Annotated in this window: 16 protein-coding genes and 1 riboswitch; of the genes, 6 read left to right on the forward strand and 10 right to left on the reverse strand. The window is 50.5% G+C overall.

What is annotated here, in order from left to right:
- Nucleotides 1-60: 60 nt before the first annotated feature.
- Nucleotides 61-2,061, reverse strand: a complete 2,001-nt coding sequence (locus SIB68_RS00330; protein WP_063399684.1) for a hypothetical protein — start codon at nt 2,059-2,061, stop codon at nt 61-63.
- Nucleotides 2,062-2,203: 142 nt separating this feature from the next.
- Between SIB68_RS00330 and SIB68_RS00335 the strand changes: the two genes are divergently transcribed.
- The gene (locus tag SIB68_RS00335) at nt 2,204-4,051 is read left to right on the forward strand and encodes an APC family permease (protein WP_063399683.1); all 1,848 of its coding nucleotides are present in this window, start codon (nt 2,204-2,206) and stop codon (nt 4,049-4,051) included.
- 383 nt (nt 4,052-4,434) lie between these two features.
- On the opposite strand, the gene SIB68_RS00340 is transcribed toward SIB68_RS00335, so the two are convergent.
- Nucleotides 4,435-4,914 carry a hypothetical protein gene (locus SIB68_RS00340; RefSeq protein WP_155724911.1) on the reverse strand — a complete coding sequence of 160 codons (480 nt, stop codon included), beginning with the start codon at nt 4,912-4,914 and terminating at the stop codon, nt 4,435-4,437.
- Between the two features lie 555 nt (nt 4,915-5,469).
- On the opposite strand from SIB68_RS00340, the gene queA reads away from it, so the two are divergent.
- Nucleotides 5,470-6,585 carry a tRNA preQ1(34) S-adenosylmethionine ribosyltransferase-isomerase QueA gene (queA, locus tag SIB68_RS00345; protein ID WP_063399681.1) on the forward strand — a complete coding sequence of 372 codons (1,116 nt, stop codon included), beginning with the start codon at nt 5,470-5,472 and terminating at the stop codon, nt 6,583-6,585.
- A gap of 22 nt (nt 6,586-6,607) precedes the next feature.
- Here the strand turns inward: queA and cysK are convergent, their stop codons facing one another.
- The 4 genes from cysK to rpsD form a co-directional block, all read right to left on the reverse strand.
- A complete protein-coding gene (cysK, locus tag SIB68_RS00350; protein WP_063399680.1) occupies nt 6,608-7,594 on the reverse strand; it encodes a cysteine synthase A in 987 nt (328 codons plus the stop codon).
- A gap of 96 nt (nt 7,595-7,690) precedes the next feature.
- Nucleotides 7,691-9,160, reverse strand: coding sequence for a PLP-dependent transferase (locus SIB68_RS00355; RefSeq protein ID WP_063399679.1), 1,470 nt, complete (start codon nt 9,158-9,160; stop codon nt 7,691-7,693).
- Complete coding sequence (locus tag SIB68_RS00360; RefSeq protein ID WP_063399678.1) at nt 9,160-10,326, reverse strand: trans-sulfuration enzyme family protein; 1,167 nt, start codon at nt 10,324-10,326, stop codon at nt 9,160-9,162. Before SIB68_RS00360 ends, SIB68_RS00355 begins: the two co-directional genes overlap by 1 nt.
- Before the next feature lie 92 nt (nt 10,327-10,418).
- Nucleotides 10,419-11,027, reverse strand: coding sequence for a 30S ribosomal protein S4 (gene rpsD / locus SIB68_RS00365; RefSeq protein ID WP_063399677.1), 609 nt, complete (start codon nt 11,025-11,027; stop codon nt 10,419-10,421).
- A 79-nt stretch (nt 11,028-11,106) separates the two neighbouring features.
- On the opposite strand from rpsD, the gene yidD reads away from it, so the two are divergent.
- Genes yidD through SIB68_RS00380 form a run of 3 tightly spaced genes read left to right on the forward strand, consistent with a single transcriptional unit; the run spans nt 11,107 to nt 13,236 of the window.
- Nucleotides 11,107-11,373 (forward strand): membrane protein insertion efficiency factor YidD, encoded by a 267-nt coding sequence (gene yidD, locus SIB68_RS00370; RefSeq protein ID WP_063399676.1) that lies wholly within the window; start codon nt 11,107-11,109, stop codon nt 11,371-11,373.
- Nucleotides 11,373-11,684 carry a glutaredoxin family protein gene (locus tag SIB68_RS00375; RefSeq protein ID WP_063399675.1) on the forward strand — a complete coding sequence of 104 codons (312 nt, stop codon included), beginning with the start codon at nt 11,373-11,375 and terminating at the stop codon, nt 11,682-11,684. The genes yidD and SIB68_RS00375 overlap by 1 nt, the downstream gene beginning before the upstream one ends.
- A gap of 28 nt (nt 11,685-11,712) precedes the next feature.
- Entirely contained in the window at nt 11,713-13,236 is a 1,524-nt protein-coding gene (locus SIB68_RS00380; RefSeq protein WP_063399674.1) for a UDP-N-acetylmuramoyl-L-alanyl-D-glutamate--2,6-diaminopimelate ligase, read from the forward strand.
- A 216-nt stretch (nt 13,237-13,452) separates the two neighbouring features.
- On the opposite strand, the gene SIB68_RS00385 is transcribed toward SIB68_RS00380, so the two are convergent.
- Both SIB68_RS00385 and SIB68_RS00390 read right to left on the reverse strand, forming a co-directional pair.
- Nucleotides 13,453-14,016 carry a HupE/UreJ family protein gene (locus SIB68_RS00385; RefSeq protein WP_063399787.1) on the reverse strand — a complete coding sequence of 188 codons (564 nt, stop codon included), beginning with the start codon at nt 14,014-14,016 and terminating at the stop codon, nt 13,453-13,455.
- A 104-nt stretch (nt 14,017-14,120) separates the two neighbouring features.
- A riboswitch (cobalamin riboswitch) is annotated at nt 14,121-14,279 on the reverse strand.
- A 294-nt stretch (nt 14,280-14,573) separates the two neighbouring features.
- Nucleotides 14,574-15,776 (reverse strand): aminotransferase class V-fold PLP-dependent enzyme, encoded by a 1,203-nt coding sequence (locus tag SIB68_RS00390; protein ID WP_063399673.1) that lies wholly within the window; start codon nt 15,774-15,776, stop codon nt 14,574-14,576.
- Between the two features lie 34 nt (nt 15,777-15,810).
- On the opposite strand from SIB68_RS00390, the gene SIB68_RS00395 reads away from it, so the two are divergent.
- A complete protein-coding gene (locus SIB68_RS00395) occupies nt 15,811-17,034 on the forward strand; it encodes a site-specific integrase (RefSeq protein ID WP_155724910.1) in 1,224 nt (407 codons plus the stop codon).
- A 1,245-nt stretch (nt 17,035-18,279) separates the two neighbouring features.
- Here the strand turns inward: SIB68_RS00395 and SIB68_RS00400 are convergent.
- Both SIB68_RS00400 and SIB68_RS00405 read right to left on the reverse strand, forming a co-directional pair.
- Nucleotides 18,280-18,720 carry a hypothetical protein gene (locus tag SIB68_RS00400; RefSeq protein WP_063399667.1) on the reverse strand — a complete coding sequence of 147 codons (441 nt, stop codon included), beginning with the start codon at nt 18,718-18,720 and terminating at the stop codon, nt 18,280-18,282.
- A gap of 748 nt (nt 18,721-19,468) precedes the next feature.
- Nucleotides 19,469-19,708 (reverse strand): CCRG-2 family RiPP, encoded by a 240-nt coding sequence (locus tag SIB68_RS00405; RefSeq protein ID WP_063399664.1) that lies wholly within the window; start codon nt 19,706-19,708, stop codon nt 19,469-19,471.
- Nucleotides 19,709-19,771: the final 63 nt, after the last annotated feature.

The following is a 19,771-nucleotide window of genomic DNA, read 5'->3' on the forward strand; positions in this document are numbered from 1 at the left end:
AGATCCAGGTTTGACAATCTTTTGCCGCTCGCCAAAAAGTGATAGCGAGCGGCCTTGATTTTATTCAGGACGCCTAACCACACCAAGTAGAGGATTCTTGACCGGGCCGGCGACCCCGTAGGTCACCACGAATCCTTGACCACCAGCAAACGTCGACGTTCGACCCAAATAACTTTTGTTGATGACGGCATTTTCGTCGTACCAGTTGTTCGCACTCCAGATATTGCCGGCATCATCGACAATCACATCGGTGTTCATTTGAATAACACCACTCTGATAATCGTGAATTACATCACCTGTCGTTTTCCCCTCAGGGCAATTTGATGTATTGGTTCCACAGATGTGCATCAAACTGCTACCAAAAAGATTTGCAACCCATACATTGTCATTGCCATCGATGCTTACACCCCAGGGAATATAGACATCTCCTTTTGCAATGTCTGATTTAATCATCTTCAAATCAGGTGAGATCAAAGCAATCATTCCAGAGCTGGTTTGCTGTGGATTTGCTTTTGCATATTCAAGCCCTTGCATGAATTCCTGCATGATTGTTGTTGGGCGTGGAGGCGCCTTCCTGACCCCAGGAGGTAAAACTAGCGTTGCTGAATCAGTCTGCTGGGCGACCCAAGCATTGCCTTTGGAATCGATTGCTACACCTCTTGCTCCTAAAGCAATGTCAATTGATTGAACTGCCTCAGGGTTTTCTCCAGGGAAGATGGTGAGTTTATTGTTGTAGCTGCTGGTTACCCAGACTCTATTTTGCTGGTCAACAGCAATACCGAAAGGAGCTTGTAATCCTTTGACTGTTAACCGCTCGCCATTCTTATAGTCACCATCGGGGAAACGAATCATGTGATCCTTGGTGTTGTCTGCAATCCATACATCTCCATTCGCTGCGGTTGTTACTGCTTGCAGTTGGCCGATCTCGCCATCAACAGTCGCGGGGCCAAGTGGTTTGCCATCTTCAAGATCAAAGACCCCGATCTTGTTGTTAAAAGTGCCTACCCAGGCATAATTCTTCGAGACTCCTGTTCCCCAGCCCACGCCATTCAGCCCCTGTCCGTTATACCCCTGGGGAGAGGGAGATAAGGCTTCTCCGCTGGCGTTGAACCTGGTGAGGCCTCCGCCAATGGAGTTGATGACACCAGATTGGGAACCAGGCATCCAGTTGGCACCACTCCACATATTGGCGTTGTCGTCAAACATCATTTTCCCGAGTGCCATGGCGCCGCCACCCTCGAGACGGATCGAGAGTGAGAAGCTCTTCGGTTCAAACAACAGGTAGGGAAGGGTTGCGCCTTCTCGTATTTGTTCTGCCTTGTTGAGTGGATATTGTTGAGTGAACAGTTTGTAGAGCTCACTGGCTTTTGCCCATGGCTCTTTGGCGATAGAAATTAGTGCGTTGAGGCTGTTATCTGAATTGGTTAGATTGAGGAACTGATTGCAGCCATCGGCTGTATTGCTATTGCCACAAAGGGCCAATAGGTTGGAAAGAACGTTGAGACGAACCATCGTCTCGGAGTTGGGTAGGTTTAAGCCGTTCAGAAGTGTTTCGCCATATTTGCCGGTGTTTGTATTGACTAGGTGACTTACATGTCCCGAACCAATAGCTAAAGCTGTTTTGCTACCACTGATCTTATTTCCGTTGATCAGTTGAGCATTGGGCCACACTGATCCCACGGATGTCAGTTCGTTGATGACGACAGACTTGTTGGAATTGGAGTCAAGAACACTGAGCATTCTCAAGTTGCCAGCATCTTGCCCATCGATACTTCCTCCTTCGGAAATTAAATAAGTGACCTTATCCTTATTGCGGGGTATGGCCAATTTGAACGCCCCATCCTTAGAGGTTTTGGTCTCAACGATTTTCTTCGCTCCACCCTTGGCGGAAGACTGCCAGAGCAACACCTTGGCTTCACTGACGGGCTTTCCTAATACGGAAACCCTCCCGGAGAGACTTGACGCATTACCCGTGAGGCTGGAGACATCGCAGGAGGCAAGTAAGATCGAAAGCGAGCCCAGCAATGCACCTCCAAGGGTTGGAAAGGAAAGGGGTTTCATCGCTCCAGACCGTTGTTTTGTTTCTTCTAGTTGTAGTACGTAAGCGATGCAAGGTCTTCAGTTCTCGGTGTTACGTCATAGACCTGTGAAAGTGCCGTTTGCTTCCTTTTGTGCATCCTGAAGAAAACGATTCCAAGACGACTTGAGCTTTTTCCAGAAACTTCTGGGGCATCCACTCCTCCGCAATAAGGTTGACGATGAGCGGCTGCCCAGTGTTCAGGCTTTGCCGATCCTTTCTTCGGACGCCTTGTCGTCAGTGGCTTATGCCACTGAAGCTGCACTTGGTGTTCTGATTCTTGGCGGCAGCGGTGCACTTGGCTTTTCTGTGCCGATCACCCTGGCGATTATTGCTCTGGTTGCCATCGTTGTGCTCTCCTACCGCCAGGCGATTGAGGCTTATCCGAAAGGGGGCGGCTCCTACGTCGTGGCACGCGAAAACCTTGGCCGCAACGTTGGTTTGATCGCAGCGGCGGCATTGCTGATCGATTACACCCTTACCGCGGGGGTGAGCCTCATGGCTGGCACTCAGGCTCTCTCCTCCCTTGTGCCATCGATGCTCGATCACGAGGTTTCGCTTGCCTTGCTTTTGTTGGCGTTGATTGGCTGGGCCAATCTGCGGGGCCTCAAAGAGACTGGACGTCTTTTTTCTTTGCCCACCTATGCCTTTGTGGTGATGGTGGCTTTGTTGATCCTTGCCGGTTTGAAGGATCTGATTTTTGAGCATGGCTTTGTGCCGGATATGCCACCAGCTGTGCAAGCCGTTCAGCCGTTGGGGTGGTTTTTGATCCTGCGGGCCTTCAGCTCAGGTTGTTCAGCGATGACTGGTATTGAGTCCATTGCCAATGGAGTGAAAGTTTTTCAGGAACCTGCGGTGGTCAATGCCCGACGCACGTTGTTGGTGATGGGTGTGTTGCTCGCAGCCATGTTTTTGGCGGTTAGTGGGCTGGGTTACATGTATGGCATCGCTCCGAATGATCGGGTCACTGTGTTGGCTCAAATCGGTTCGCGGGCTTTTGGTTCGGGCAGTGTTCTGCTTTGGGCTCTGCAGCTTTCCACTCTCTTGATCCTTGTTTTGGCGGCCAACACCGCCTTTGCAGGTTTCCCTCGTTTAGCGGCGATGTTGGCAGAAGATCATTGCCTGCCAAGGCAGTTGAGCTGGATTGGTGATCGCTTGGTCTACCAGAACGGTATTGGCGTTCTTTTGCTGGTCACGGCGCTGATCATCGTGATCTGCAAAGGCGATACCACTGTTGCTGTGAACCTTTATGCCCTGGGGGTCTTCACTGCCTTCACCCTTTCTCAGCTGGGATTGGTCCGTCGTTGGTGGCGGTTGCGGGGGAATGGTTGGCAGGGCCGACTGTTGATGAATGCTCTTGGTGCAGTCACCACTTTTGTGGTGCTTGTGGTGATCGTGGTGAGCAAATTCCAGGAGGGTGCCTGGACTGTGGTGATTGCCATCCCTGCATTGGTATGGAGTCTGGCGCAGATTCGTCGCCGCTATCGAAAGGCTTATGCAGCGCTCGCTTTGGAGCCTGACTTTGGCCCATTGCAGGTGGCGCCTCGCCAACCTCCTTTGGGTAATCACTGCATCGTTTGGATTCCGGGTTTGTGGCGTGCCTCCATGGAAGCGTTGCGTTATGGATGTTCCATTGCTGATTCCGTGACGGCTGTCTTTGTGCTCGGCGATGATGATGATCCAGACGCAATTCGTACCGCCTGGGACAGACTTGTTGGCGATCATCCCGGTGAACTCGAGCTCCGCCTTTTGGAGAGTCGCTTTAGTTCGGTGATTGATCCTTTTTGTGATTATGTCGTAGAGCAGGAAGAGCTTCATCCGGAGCGCACGACCACTGTGGTGATGGCGCTAGTGATCACTCGCGATTGGCTCGATCAGACGCTTCTCAATCAGCGGGCTGTCTATTTGTTTAAGGCCCTGTCTGGCGACTACAGCCGAGTCTTTTGCGTGGTGCGCTATTACCTAGCGGGATAGTCGATCAGCGACGTCGTTTGGGTTGACAACCTTTCTCTACACACTTTGGCGTTTCAGCTTGAGAGAGGGCGTAGGGGGCTTTTGGGAAAACATCATCGCATTGCTGCTAGCTATTCGCTCCTGTAGTAGGCCTGAGGCTCAAAAGAGGGCACCACAATTGCACTTGCCATCCATGGATCATGAGAAGGGAACTAGAGATTGGATGGGCGACTGAGGTTCTCTAAATGTCAGAATTGAGTTGACGTAGAGCAACACACTCAAGCAAGCATTAAAGATCTCCCATTCCACCCATTACACATCTCCCTTGCGTACAACTCTTCTTCACCCATCCCTCTTTTGTGCAACTGAATAGGCCATTGGTTGATGTTTCTCTCTTGAGAGATTCATTCCTGCAGAAAAAAAGTTCCCTTTGGTGTTTGCATGACTTCATTACTAATCCGTTGCCACTTGCCAAGATTGATGTAGGGTTTCTTCTCGCAATCTTCAGGAAATCTTGACATGCAGGGATCAAAGGCATAGCCATCCTTGTTAACATAAACCCCAGCATCCCCAGGACTCCATGGAGAGTAATAATCATGGTCATTGGTGATACCTTTGCTTGGTTGTGATTTGATTGATAGAGGCAAGGATGCAGCGAGAATGAAAAGAAAACAAGCAGTGAAGGGATTTATGCCTTTAGTCATTTTTAATGGAGTGCTATTAAAAAATACTAGATTAAATGGTGAAACTGGCCAGGCGATGCAATTGATCCTGTTAATGCCCATGCATAGACAAATCTTTTGACCTTGTATTGCTACTGACAATTGTATAGCCTTGAAAAATGAGCACAGATGCGAAAGAATCGAGTTTGCAACGCTCAGCATGATGGTTTATCTCTGCAAGGGATCTGATGCAGTAAATGACAAGATATTATTTCTTCTAAGAGTGATAGGTAGAGATCAATTTCATCAAGATCATGATTTTGAATTGATATTCAGATGTAATCCTCCAGAAATAGTTGAATGCACCCATGAATTGCATCTTGGATCACAAAAGTTTTTACTTAATACCAACAGAGGCAGGCTTTTTCATGAATTTTGCAAGAGAAATTTTTGAACTGTAAATCAATAGTTTTTGCCCTATTCACTTTCATCTGAACAGCATCAAGTGCATGGTGCCGCAATGTGCGATGAGGATGATGCTGAGCGCTCTTAGCAGGGCAGATTGAAAACCTATGCTGATTTTCAGGAGATTTGCTTTGCTTTGCTCCGACCCCTTTTGCAAGGGCTGCTGAACTGACGCTGCTCTGGTGGAGGCTCTTCCCTGCTAGAGCATTAAAATAGATAGGGATAACCAGCGGACCAAAAACTTGCTGGTTTGTGAACCCAGAACTTTTTGAACGGTTTTTTGAACGTCACTCATAAAGCAATACCTCACGAATGATTCTAGATCCAAGAGATTCTCTGCTCAGTTCTTATGACTATCCGCTTGATCCTGAGCGAATAGCTCAGCTGCCTGTGGAGCCAAGGCATGCGGCGCGGCTTTTGATAGTTCAGCCATTGGGGATGAAGCCTCCCATTGCTCGACATGCCGAGGTTTGGGATTGGCAGGAGGAATTGCGCGCTGGTGATCTGCTTGTCATCAATGACACTCGCGTTCTTAAGGCTCGGCTGCGGGTGCGGCGATCAGGTGGTGGCTTGGCTGAGTTGTTGGTGCTTGAGCCGCGTGGTGAGGGATGCTGGCTGTGTTTGGGCCGGCCTGCTAAACGTTTGCGCCCAGGTGATCAGCTTTGGCTTGAGGCTCCAGGAGAGGAGCCCATTGCTTTGCAGGTGGTTAGTAAAGACAGCGCTAGTGGCGGACGGGTTGTGCAGTTCCCGAGCCATTACGCCAATGCCGAGCAGCTTGAGTTGCTGCTTGAGCGCTACGGCGAAGTGCCCTTACCGCCTTATATCAAATGTCATGATCCAAGTGATAGCGACCGTTATCAGACCCGTTATGCATCCCGCCCCGGCGCCGTTGCGGCGCCAACGGCTGGGCTTCATCTCAGTGATGAGTTATTGGAGGCTCTAAAGCAGCGGGGAGTGATACTGACCAGTGTCACCTTGCATGTGGGCTTAGGCACGTTTCGACCTGTTGAAACTGAGGATCTGAGCCATTTGCAGCTTCACAGCGAGTGGGTGGAGGTGCGCGACGAAGTTGTTGAGGCGGTGATGGCTTGTCGAGCACGAGCAGGCCGGGTGATTGCTGTGGGAACCACCAGCGTCAGGGCCCTTGAAGGTGCTGCTTTAGCAGGTGGGGGATTCCTGCAGTCGTTTTGTGGACCAGTGGATTTGGTGATTCAGCCTGGTTATCGCTTTGCCGTGGTGGATGGACTGCTCACCAACTTCCATTTGCCCAAAAGCTCTCTGTTGCTGTTGGTGAGTGCCATGGTTGGTCGTGAACGGCTGCTGGCGCTCTATGCCGAGGCCATTGAGCACCAATATCGCTTTTTCTCTTATGGCGATGCGATGTGGATTGATCCAGAGGCGGTGTTGCCAGCGGCCCGCCCCTGTTGATCTGTTTCAAGCTGGAGGCGATTTAGGCAGCTACAGGGGCCTGAATGATGCCTGTGGGCACATTCTCAAACATCACTGAAGAGAGATAACGCTCGGCCATATCTGGCAGCACTACCACGATGGTTTTGCCCGCAAATTCGGGTTGTTCTGCCAGACGAATAGCCGCTGCAACTGCCGCACCACTGGAGATGCCCACCAGTAGACCTTCTTCATTTGCCAAGCGCAGGGCCATTGCGATGGATTCATCATTGCTGACCTGCTCAACACGATCCACTAAAGAAAGATCGAGGTTTTTGGGAATGAAGCCGGCTCCAATGCCCTGGATTTTGTGAGGACCAGGTTTGACCTCTTCCCCGTTGAGGGTTTGGCTGATGACCGGGCTATGGGTTGGTTCGACGGCTACAGAAATGATGGCTTTGCCTTTCTCCTGCTTGAGGTAACGGGAGACACCTGTGATCGTGCCGCCGGTGCCTACGCCAGACACGAGCACATCAATGGCGCCATCACAGTCGTTCCAGATTTCTGGACCGGTTGTTTTGCTGTGGATGTCGGGATTGGCCGGATTCTCAAACTGACCGGGCATGAAGTATTTCTGGGGATCGCTTTCGGCGATCTCTTTTGCCTTGGCAATGGCGCCTGGCATCCCCTTGGCGGCTTCTGTGAGAATGAGTTCTGCACCAAGCACTGCCATCACCCGCCGCCGCTCTAGCGACATTGATTCGGGCATGGTGAGGATCAGTTTGTAGCCGCGGGCTGCTGCTGTGTAGGCCAGAGCGATGCCGGTGTTACCAGAGGTGGGCTCAATGATCGTGCGCTCTTTGCTCAGTAAACCGCGCTTTTCGGCATCCCAGATCATGTTGGCGCCAATGCGGCATTTCACGCTGTAGGCGGGATTGCGGCCTTCAATCTTTGCGAGAACAGTTGCCTTGGCGTTTTTGCTGACGGCGTGCAGTTTGACCAGTGGAGTGTTGCCGATTGCCTGGCTGTTGTCTTCGTAAATGCGGGACATGCGTGCATATGAATCGACCACATCATTAGCTGGAATTTGGCTCTATTGGTGAGGACGATGATCTGTTGTGACGACCATGTGATGGGTTGCTTACGGTTAGGCCTTGAAGGCCATCTCAAAGCGGCGCCAAAGGGTATCGGGATCTTCAAGCCCTACGGATACGCGCAGCAGATGGCTGGGCACTCCACAGGATTCTGCCCAGCTCAGTTCGTTGTAATGGGCGAGCAGTACATAGGGGCACACCAGCGTGAAGCTTGTGCCGAGGCTTGGACCTTTACAGACCTGCAGGGCGTCATACACCCGCTTGGCTTGCTCTATCCCCCCCCATAGCTCAAACGAGAGCAGGCAGCCGTGGCCGGCGCCAGGGCGCATCAGGGCTTTGAAGTTGGTGCATTGGCCTGGGTGGTGTACTCGAGCAATAGAGGGATGACAGGCCAGCTTGTCTGCCAATCTTTGGCAGGCGTTGTTGAGCTGCGGCAGCCGCTGGGCCACATCTCGGCTGGCTTGTTCTAAGGCGATGGCATCGGCATCCCCCAGGGGAGCAAGGGCAGTCGAGAACTCTCTGGACAGCTCCTCTCGCCAGGGGGAGCTAGGGCTGACGACGAGAGAACCCGCCAGGATGTCACCACGGCCGGCGAAGCTTTTGGTGAGGGAGCTAAACACCAGATCTGCATGGGGCAGCGCATCAAGATTGAGTGGTGAGCCGATGGTGTCATCAGCGATCACGGGGATACCTCGAGCCTTTGCTAGGCGGGCTACCGCTGGCAGATCGACGCACTGCAGCATGGGGTTGCTAGGGAGCTCAACGATCACAGCGGCTGGTTGTCTGCGATCAAGTTCCAGGGCCAATCGGTTCAGATCTGTTGTCAGTAGAAGGTCGCAACCTTCAAACACCACCTCAGGCAGCTTGAGCACATCCACATAGGGGAAGCCAAGCTGCAAACAGGGTTTGCCTGGGCGTAGAGCCGTAATCGCTTGCAGGGCTTTGGTGAGAGCAGCCATCCCGGAGGGATGGAGTTGCACGAGCTCTGAGTCGCAGCCATAGATCTCTGCGAGTCGTTGTTTTAGCAACGTCTGGGCGGCTGCACTGGCTTGCAGTGAGGGAAAAGGTTCCTGCCCAAGTGCGCTAGCAGCCTGACGTGAGGATGCACCAAGGCCGCTGTGTTGCCAGAAGGCCTTGGCAGCGCTGCAGCCTTTTGCGTCGGTGAGCAAACATGGCAGGCCCAGTACGGTTTTGATGCTTGTTTTTGCCATCGGCTCACTGCGCTGGCAATGAAATCTGGCTCGTTCAGCGGCAGCAGCAGTGGGATAGGGCCAGGCACTGCCATCTGCCCAGCCATGCTCTTCCCGTGCTTTTTGGGCGATCTCTGCTACCAGTGGATGGAAGCCGAAACGGGGGTAGATGGCCTGCAGGGCCTTAAGACAAGCAGGGTCTTTCTCCTCATAGGCGACCACGTCTTGCCAGCGGGGTAGGGCTACCGAAACGGCATGGGGAATATCTGGTAGAGCTTTGCCGAGGTCATCAGCGTGCCAGCAGGGATCCTGCAGTAGGTCGCGTGGGCTCACTACAGCTGTTTGAGGGCTTGATCTAAATCTGTTCTGAGATCAGCGAGGTCTTCGCAGCCCACGGAGAAGCGCACCAGACCATCATCGATGCCAAGTTTTCGCTTGATATCTGGATCGACTGAGGCATGGGTCATGGTGGCGGGATGACAAACGAGGCTTTCAACACCGCCCAGGCTTTCGGCCATCGTGAAATAGCGCAGGCTCTTGCAGAAGGCGTAAGTCTGACTTTGGTCAGCGTTGAGACTGACCGTGACAATGGCACCACCACCATTCATCTGCTTGAGGGCTACAGCCTGCTGGGGATGGTCTAAACGGAATGGATAGCGCACCCAGTGCATGCGTGGATGGCTGGCCAGTTGATCAGCGATGGCGGCAGCATTAGTGATTTGGCGTTCCAGTCTGAGTGGCAGGGTTTTGATGCCGCGAGTAATCAACCAGGCGTCAAATGGGGAGGGTTGTAATCCCAAGGCCTTTTGTGCGAACACCATCTTTTGCTGCCATTGCGGGTCGTCGCTGCAGACCACACCACCAAGGGCATCGGAATGGCCGTTGATGTATTTGGTGGTGCTGGTGAGTGAGAGGGTGGCGCCTAGCTGCAGTGGTTGTTGCAGTAGGGCTGTGGCAAACGTGTTGTCGACGACAACTGGGATTTTTTCTGCTGCAGCGGCATCACAGACGGCTGCTAGATCGATCACTTTGAGCAGGGGATTGGTTGGACTCTCCAGCCAGATCATTGCGGGTTTTTGAACTGCAATGGCATCAAGCGCTGATGGATTGGTGAAATCCAGCCAGGCTGTTTGTACACCAAAACGACTAAAAACTTGCTCGAATAAGCGCACGGTGCAGCCGTAAAGATTTTCCTCACAGAGCACCAGATCTCCGGCTTGCAGTGTTGAGGCGATGGCTGTGATGGCGCTCACCCCTGAAGCGAAGACAGTGGCGAATTGACAGCTTTCTACGGCTGCCAACACTGATTCGAGGATGCGGAAATTGGGATTGCCTGAACGGGTGTAGTCGAAGCCCTGAGGATTGCCGTGGGCAAAGGTTGAACTGGTAAAGATCGGTGGCATTACGGCACCGGTCTCTGCTGCAAAGCTTTCGCCGTGGTGGATGGCGCGGGTGCTGATCCCTGCAACCTGCTGTTGATCGCTTTGAGCTGGGGCCACGACCTAGAGAGGGCTTTGAGCAGGGTAGGCAACAGCAACAAAAAACCCCTGCAAAGCAGGGGCCTGTTGAAGAACGCTTGGCTGATTTTGATTCAAACCTTTCTGGAGTAGTACTCCACCACCAGTAGTTCGTTGATCTCAAGTGCGACCCATTCGCGTTCGCACTTGCTAATGATCTTGGCGCTCATTTTTGCTTTATCGAGCTCAATGTGTGGCGGCACATTTGCCAATCCGGGGAACTCTAGGTTCGCTTCGGCCAGCTTTTTGCTGCCTTTGCGCTCTCTAATGGCAACCACATCACCGGGTTTGCATTGGTAACTAGCAATGTCGAGAACACGGCCGTTCACGGTCACATGGCCATGGTTCACCAGTTGACGAGCACCTGGAACTGTGGGCCCAAAACCGAGGCGGAAGCAGACGTTATCGAGTCTGTTCTCCAACAGCTTGAGCAGGTTGGTTCCTGTAGAGCCATCTTGGGCACGGGCTTTCTTCACGTAGCGCACAAGCTGCCGTTCGGAAATCCCGTAGTTGAAGCGGAGCTTCTGTTTCTCTTCAAGGCGGATTGCGTATTCGGAGCGCTTGCGACGGGCTTGGCCGTGCTGACCGGGGGGATGGGACCGCTTAGCGGCCTTCCGGGTGAGACCTGGTAGATCTCCCAAGCGCCGCGTGATCCTCAGTCGAGGGCCGCGGTATCGAGACATGAGTTAAGGCAGGTTGGATAGAATAGTTCGCGCTCCCGATACGTCATGCTGGACCTCAAGGCCCAGCCTTCGGCTCGCCATGCGCGAATCCAATACTCTATCTGGCGGCATCTTTGCACTGCTCAACCGAGCCATTGGTTCAGTGCTGCTGGCCTTGATTGGCTTTTATCGAACCTGGATTTCCCCTTTACTTGGGCCCCATTGCCGCTTCATCCCAAGTTGCAGTGCTTACGGGCTTGAAGCGATCCAGCGTCATGGACCATGGCGCGGTGGTTGGCTCACCTTGCGGCGCCTGTCTCGTTGCCATCCTTTTACCCCCTGTGGTTGCGACCCGGTGCCTGATTAATGCAGGCCTTGAAGTTGTTGCTTTACAGCCGCAATGGTTGTTGTCTATGTGAGGGGCTTGAACAACGCCTGCGCGAGCTGGCTTTGGATCAACTCCAACCACCTTTAACGCTGCGTGTGATCGATATCGATGATGGTGCGACACCCGCCAGTATCCGCGACCATTACGACTTGCAGGTTCCTGTTTTGGTGTTGGTTGAACTGGAGCAACAGTTTTCGCTAGAGCTGCCGCGGGTGTCGCCGCGGCTTGGGGGGGAAGGACTGTTCCGCTGGTTGCAACAGGCCTGCACCAAGGCGCTTGGATCGGACTAGAACGGCTCCATTCATGGGCGGGCCTGGAATGACCCAGATGCTCCATTCATTGTTGCGGGCTGTAGGACTCCCTGTGCCGGAGGGATTGGCGAATCCCTCTCTTGCAATGGTTAGCTGTGATTCCCGTTCGGTTGCTCGAGGCTGTTTATTCCTGGGCTTACCTGGTGAACAGGTTGATGGCGGCAGCTTTTGGCGTCAGGCTTTGGCCGCTGGTGCAGAGGCGGCGGTGATTGGACCCGCAGCAGCAGCCTTGCAGCCGCCTGGGCCTACAGATGCGGTAGTGGTGGTACCGGAGCCGGTTGCAGCATGGGTTGGACAGCTGGCAGCGGCCTTTTGGCAGCAGCCCTCCTCGAGATTTGCTCTGATCGGGGTAACGGGGACGAATGGCAAAACCACCACCACCCATCTGATTGAGCATCTCAGTGTGGCTGTGGGCAGATCAACTGCCTTGTTCGGCACCCTCGTGAATCGCTGGCCTAACTACAGCGTTCCCGCAACGCATACCACGGCCTTTGCTGATCGCCTTCAGGCTCAGTTGGCGCAAGCGGTTGAGGCCGGTGCTGAGTTGGGAGCGATGGAGGTGAGCTCTCATGCCCTTGAACAACAACGGGTCGCGGGATGTCGTTTTGCTGGCGCCGTGTTTACCAACCTCACTCAAGATCATCTTGACTATCACTCTTCGATGGAGGCTTACTTCGAGGCCAAGGCGCAGCTGTTTGCACCACCGTTGCTGGAACCTGGATCAGCTAAGGCGGTGGTGAATATTGATAGCCCCTGGGGCGCAAGATTGGCCCAGCGTCTCGGCGATACCTGTTGGCGCAGCTCTCTTGCCGAGGGTGTTTTGCAGCGAGCTGATGCTGAACTGACAATGACGGAGCTGACGATGAGCTCCGCTGGGGTTCAAGGTCGCCTGATCAGCCCTTGTGGTGAGGGCTGGTTTGACTCTCCATTACTGGGTCGCTTCAACTTGATGAACCTGCTTCAGGCGGTTGGGGTCTTGTTGCAACAGGGCTTGCCCTTGCCGTTGTTGTTGAAAGCGATCGCAGACTTCCGCGGCGTACCTGGGCGGATGGAGCGCGTGTTGATCCCTGCCGCTGATGCCAGTCAAGTGCCCACTGTGTTGGTGGATTACGCCCACACCCCTGATGGTCTGGAGAATGCCTTGACGGCTTCCAGGCCGTTCACCCGTAAAAACTTGTGTTGCGTGTTTGGTTGTGGAGGAGACCGAGACCGTGGCAAGCGCTCTCAGATGGCTGCGATTGCAGCGCGGTTGGCCGATCGAGTGGTGGTGACCTCAGATAATCCCCGTACAGAAGATCCCCAGCAAATACTGGTTGATGTGGTGGCTGGAATCCCTCAAGGCACAGCCTTAACTGTGGAGGTTGACCGGGCGGTGGCGATTGCGCTTGCGATTGCCGAGGCAGCTCCTGGTGATGTGGTGTTGGTGGCAGGCAAGGGCCATGAGGATTATCAGATCCTCGGAACCAGCAAGGTGCATTTTGATGATCGCGAGGAAGCTGAGCGGGCGCTCAGATTGCGACTGCAAATTTGATGAACCCTCTATCGAAAAGAGGTTGCTTGATGAGGTTTTGTTCTTAGTGCTAACAAAAAGTTCAGACTAAGAACAAAATAAGGCCTTGACGTTGTTGATCTTGTTGTGGCTCTTAAAGGGTCTAGTGATCGTGGCTCAAGTCTTGTATTTTTCATCATGTGGACAACTGTTTGCTTTGTTTAAAATAGAAGACTTGATTTACAAGTGGCTTGTCTTTTAAGGAATTAATAGTGACCAGGTAAAAGCGGCTCCAATGCCGATCCAAATGCCTGCGGCAATGTGTTGCGCGCCGTTGCCTATGCTATCAAGAAGACGCTTTGAATATGTTGTGACAAGCAATAGTATGCTTCCCTGACTAATGAATAAGCCTAGGAAATAAGCTGTTAATGGAGTTGGTTCTGCTCCTATAATTGCTCCGCCTAATAGATATCCATGTAGGGAAATTAAAGGTGCCAAAAGCAAGGGAGATGCTTTGCCTAAAGCTACAAGGCCAGCAACGACAAGGCTCAGTGAGACAAGTGCTTCTGCATAAACAGAGAGAGTTTCTGGGAGTGGGATGAGTAGGGAGATCGCACTACCGATAAGACCAGCTGAGAGTAAAGGTGCCAGCCATTGGCGTGGTCTGTTCAAGCCCACGAAGCCAATCGCCAACAGAAACAAGAGATGGTCTGGCCCCAGTAGTGGATGGCCAACCCCACTGATTAAACCCTGCAGGGCATTGAGATTTCCCGCCTCTGGCATTGCGAAGGGGTGATGGGCGAAAGCTGGCCTCACCAGCATCGCTAGTAATGCTGGAGTGGCCAGGATGGCTGCAATGAGCCAGCTGTGGCTGCGGAATAGTGTGGAAGGGTGCCGATGGGCAAGCTTGGTAGGAATGATTCGATCCTCGTCGATGGAAATTCGGCGGGTATTCTGACTTGCGCAAGTGCTCTAAGACGGACGTTTGCGCTTTACAGCTGCGGGACAGCGCCGGACTTTCACCGAACTTTCCCCGTTTCCTTCAGCAGCTGATCTCTGCTGAAACCGAGTTAACGGTTCAAGCATAGCTGTTTTGTGAGATCATCGCCGAAGTGTTACTTTGCCGGCTTGGGTAAGTGCTAATTAAGTGTTGAATAAATTCACCTCTCTTGTCTAAGTATCGGCTGTTTTTACTTTTAAATTCATTTAATCAATGTCTTTATGATTTGATGCACATCAGGCATGCTCTTTAGAGGCTGGATTTGACTTTGCTTCTGATTCGTAGACTTGTTTTGTCGTCGATAATGGAACTTTTGAGATCAATTTTTTGAGATCAATTATATATCTGCTTTTGGCAAATAAGATAACGCAGCTAACGGCTAATTGCTTGGCTCTCCTTTGCAAGCTAGCTGCTTGAGTGCGGTTGTAAGTGTGTTGAGTTCTTGCTCTTCAGTGGTGATGTGCACGCAGGCACGTAGGCAGATTGGATCTTCTAGATATCGAATCCAGAGCTGATCGTTTCCTAATTGTTGAACCACATCAGGAGCTGGGGGGCCTTGGGGTAAGTCAAAGCTGACAAGACCAGCGGCTGGGGCACTGTTGAGCAGTGTTTCAACGCCTGTGAGCTGTTGTAGTTGATTCCATAGTTGTTGGCTGCCTTGGCGAATCTGGCTCAGTCGTTCCTGCTGAGAGCCTGCGGTTTCGAGCAGCTCCAACGAACAGCGCAGGCCTGCCATCAGCGGCACGCAGGAGGTTGCTACCTCAAAGCGGCGACTGTCGTGATGGAAGAGTTCGGCCTGGTTGTGTCGAAGATGGCCTTCGTTCTGCAAGCTGCGCCACCCAATCAGGGTTGGATTCGCTTCGATGAGCACCCGTTCTGAGAGGGCGACTCCACCAAGCCCTTCAGGCCCGCAGGCCCATTTGTGCCCCGTAAAGGCATAGATATCTGAAGCGACAGCTGCTTCCTGTACCGGAACTTGGGCGAAGCTTTGTGCCGCATCGACGAGCAAGAAAGGCTGTTGTGGATGATGGCTGAGGGCTTTAGCAACAGCTGAGATCGGCATCACCTGGCCTGTATTCCAAAGCAGGTGGGAGAGCACTACCAGCCTTGTGTTTGGTTTGAGGTGTTGCTCAAGTCTTTCCAGCACAAGGCTGTCGCTAGTCGTTTGATCGTTAGCACCATGGCGCAAGTTTTTTACAGGCAGCGTGTCTATTGCCAGGTGTTGTCGGCGGGCCAGTTCAATGCATGCAGCAACAACTCCTGGATGTTCACAGTCGCTAATGAGCAAGCGATCGCCTTCTGAGAAAGGCAGGCCCCAGAGCGGCAAGACACAGCCACTGGTGACATTTTCAGTGAGGGCGATGCGATGGGGGGTAACGCCGCAGAGCTTGGCTAATTGTGAACGCGTGGCCTGGATTTCTTTGGCCACATAGGGCCACACATCGTTGGTAAACGGCCCTAGTTCCTGAATACGTTTCCAGCTGCAGGTGATTGCTTCTAGTGATGGCGTTGGCAGGGGGCCTTGGCCGCCGTAGTTAAAGTAGGTCTTGTTAGCGAGTGCTGGGCAGAGATCTCTAAGCATCACTAGAATAGCGTTGGTATAGCTGTTGGTATAGGTGCCGTTCAGAAAGGTCCCGAACTACATCACTAAGGCTCGTCAAAGCTACGTGTTGCAACGGGCAGTTCCTATGGATTTGAGGAGCGTGATCGGCAAAGCAGTGTTTAAAGAGCCAGGTGGGAAGACTCTGCATGAGGCCAGAGCCCGCCAGAAGGCTTTCTTGCAGAGAACTGATGCGCTGATTGCGGAGGCACGGGGGCAAGCTGCCTTGACTACTGATGAGCTGTTAGAGGCTTTGCCTGAGCTGACTCCTCAGGCTGAGAAGGGTGATATGGCAGTCGGCCTTGAGATGTTGAGAGTTCAAGGCCTCTTAAGTAGTGAACAGGCCAAAAGAGGTTTTGATCTGCTCCAAGGCATCGAAAAGTCTGAGAGCTTGTTGATGCCAGAAGACTTGCTTGAGTTACGACGTCAGCAAAAAGAACCTGCCTCAAGAACCTACGTGCAGTGGGTCAAGGCTCTAGAAGCGTTCATGAGTTTTTGCCAAGTAGCGAGCCCTCTTTCGTGTACGCGCGAAATGGCTGAGGCCTACAAGCAAAAGTTGTTAGCTAGGGGATTAAGTAAGAACACTGTAAAAGTGCAGCTGGCTTATCTCTCAGGCCTATGGACCAGCTTGAGTGAAGTACGAGGTGTAGCGCATATTTTTAAGGGTTTACCAGCTTCAGTGCGATTGACTCCTGGAGAGGTTGCTAGGCAGTTGCAAAAGAAAGGCTCGTTTATTTGTCGGCCCATTAATGAGTGGGATCAAAGCAACAGTCAATATCTCCCGATCTTTCAAATCCTTTATTACAGTGGTTGCCGTCTTTCTGAAGTATGTGGTTTAAAAGGAGAAGATATCAATGATGATCGCTTCAATGTTATTTTGTCTGATGAGAGAAGTTTAAAGACCCATTATTCACAACGTCAAATCCCTTTACATCCACAGATCTATGAATTAATGCAGGAACTGCGTAGAATTACCGGTCTGATATGGCCAAGCTTAAAAACAATTGATCGCAAAACAAATGAAATTCGTTGGGGGCATAATCTTTCAAAGCCATGCAAACAAATAACAGGTCTATCACCCAAGGATTTCAGAGATCGAGTAACTGCCCAGCTCGTTGAGCTGGACTATTCAGAAAAGGTCATAGGTTTGCTTCTAGGCCATAGCCCTCGATCTACGATACAAATGTATGGAGGTTCGGTATGGAAAAAGGTTGTTGAGGCAGTTCATTCGTTGTCTTGAAAAAAGACAGTCGATTTACTAAAAATATTTGAAGGTTAACTATGGCCAACAATAACCGGAACAAGTTCAATACAACATCAAAATCCAAGACCTTCTTTCCCATCAAGCAGCACCGCTTTGACTCTTCAAAGCATCCAATCATTCAATCAACTCAAAAGTGTGCAGCACGCATGACAACTATGCTATCTGCGCAAGAAGATCAAATGTTAGAAGGTCTTATTAACTCGCTTCAATGTAATCAAAGGGAAGCCATTCGCATCGCCTAGCATGAGGTATCTAGAAGCGGCTTTAAGGCCCTGCAAGGCAACTCTAGATGCCCCCGCGTCAACAACAAACAAGGGCTATACAGGTCGCTCTAGGCCTATCTCAGTCAGTCTTCCTAAAGCAGAAAAGCATCAGGCAATCTGCCTAGCCGGTCAACTCGAACTTACAGACAAAGAAATCCTCAGACTTGCAATCATCTCTATCCCAACCTGATTTCTTTCCTGTCCCAACCAGACCTCTAGTACCTCCTAATGACTAAAGATATGAAGTTCTATTCATGATAGACAATGATAAAGGTTTGATAAGTAAAAGTTATTAGTGGATTACTTTTTGTCCTGATAATCCCTATTCTCCAATTCCTCTATCTTCTTACGTCTCTTGAAATAGTACCCCAGTTTCCTTATCTTGTCATCAGTCTCATCCTTATCTTCGTTTGAGTTACCATACTGGACACCTAAAAACCAAAAGATAATGGGACTAAACCCCAATGTCTCCGAGTAGTAGAAGACACAGAAGAGAGTAACCCCAACACTAAACAACATCACCCCAATAGACAATTTATTCCTGTTTTTTAATTCCTTCCACAATTTACTAGGGTCTTGAAATTCAGGTGTTATAGAACCTTTTGTCAATTCCTTCACATAATAGTCATTGTTCTGTTTCCTTAGTCTGTCAATCTCTTCACGAATATCGTCGACCATCAGTCACCTCCTTTATCAACACTTGGATTGACCATCAATCTCCACCTTAACACTTCCTTGTGTTTCTCCTTCCCTCTTTGAACGAACCAACCATAACTACAACCAAAAAGAAAGAAGATAAGTTTAGTGATTCCTAACTCCTCCCAACTATAACCAACGAAGAACAAAACAAGGAGTAGGATGAACCACTTCATATAGTTATAAATCCTAAGTTCATTTTCTAAATCTCTCAACTTCTTCTTTTGTTGATGAGGAAAAAGATGAAGAGGTGGTTCTGTCATTAGTCCTCTCCTGATGGTAATTGTTCATTAGTCCAATCTACCGTTTGAATAAGTCTTTGTCTTTCCTCCTCTATCTTTTCCTTCTCCTCATTAGTCCTCCTCCATTCCTTATCCATCAACTCAACCAATCCAAATTCCTTCAACCATTCATAAGTAATCCAATCTTCGTCTTCCTGTGATTGGTTTAGACATTCATCAGTTTCGAGATAGGGATTGATGAGAATATTGTAATCAGAAATAGTTACAGTTACCGTCATCAGTTTATCTCTTATCTTGATGTTGATGTAACTACACTCATCAAGAACACGAAACAAGAAACTAAGATTACTAATGAGACTCCTCACACCAACAGAGACTGATCCCTCATCGAATTCCATCCCTTTACTACTTTCAATAATCCTGTCTCGTTTGTCAGTTACCCAATCCTCTCTATGATTCATTTCTCTTGTTCCAATCTTTTACTCTTCTTTTTTCAGGGTCAGTCATTAGGTGCAAATACTCTCAACATAGTCTAATCGTTGATAGAGGTTTCTACTAGAAAATAAAGTCAAAAGAAAATAAGGTTAGTGACGGAAAAAGGGACCACGACTATTACGACCACCTTCAATGTCTAGAAAGTGTCTACAGTGTCTGGTCTCATCAAACAATTCCTTCATCTTCGTGTCCCACTGTTTTGTCTTTCTCTCACGTTGGTAATCAAAATAGTTCTCTATGCTATCTCTACAAACATTTATCTTGTGGTTCCTTACTGACTGTGGAATTTGAGTAATAATCAAGACAAGGAAGAGACCCATGTAAATCCAATCTGGTTTTGTTATTGATGAGTTCATTGGTTATTTAGATTGGCGTAGGTTGTTGAGACAACACTGGCCAGGATCGGGTCCTATTCCTATTGGATCCCAGGGATTGGGTCCTATTCCCTGTCTTGACTTCTTCCAATCTTTGAGTGACATCACAGAACCTGAACCTTCTGGACCATTCCCTTTCAAATTAGTCCCTTCACCAGGAAGCATTATTCCACCATTAACACCTTTCAACTCGTCTGTTGAGAGTTCCTCATTGATTTCATCGTTTGTCTCCTTGGGGCCAGTCATTAGGGGTAAATACTCTTTCCTGAGTATAGCTAACCTCAGCGGAATTGCTATGAATGTAATAATAGATGAATCAGCTTGGGTTTATATAGTGTTTCTATTGGTTATTGAGGATTGTCCTGTTAAAATCCAACTGAAAAGGCTCGGCGTTCTTTCGCACGTGTTCCCGTACAGCATTATCTAAGACAATATCACCATAGTATTCAAAACTATTATCACCTGTTTGAGCCAGACTCCTTAAAGCCATTCGCTCAGCTCTGAAGCCGTCCAACTTCGCAAATACACCACCACCTTTGATGGCCTGTAGCTCTTCAACCGTAAGTTCGTTGTTTGTCATTAGCTTGGATTGGTTGTGAGGGACTTATCCCTCGGATGAACAGATTATCTCCCAAATCAGCAA

It is taken from the genome of Prochlorococcus sp. MIT 1323 (assembly GCF_047304905.1).
GTDB lineage: Bacteria > Cyanobacteriota > Cyanobacteriia > PCC-6307 > Cyanobiaceae > Prochlorococcus > Prochlorococcus marinus_D.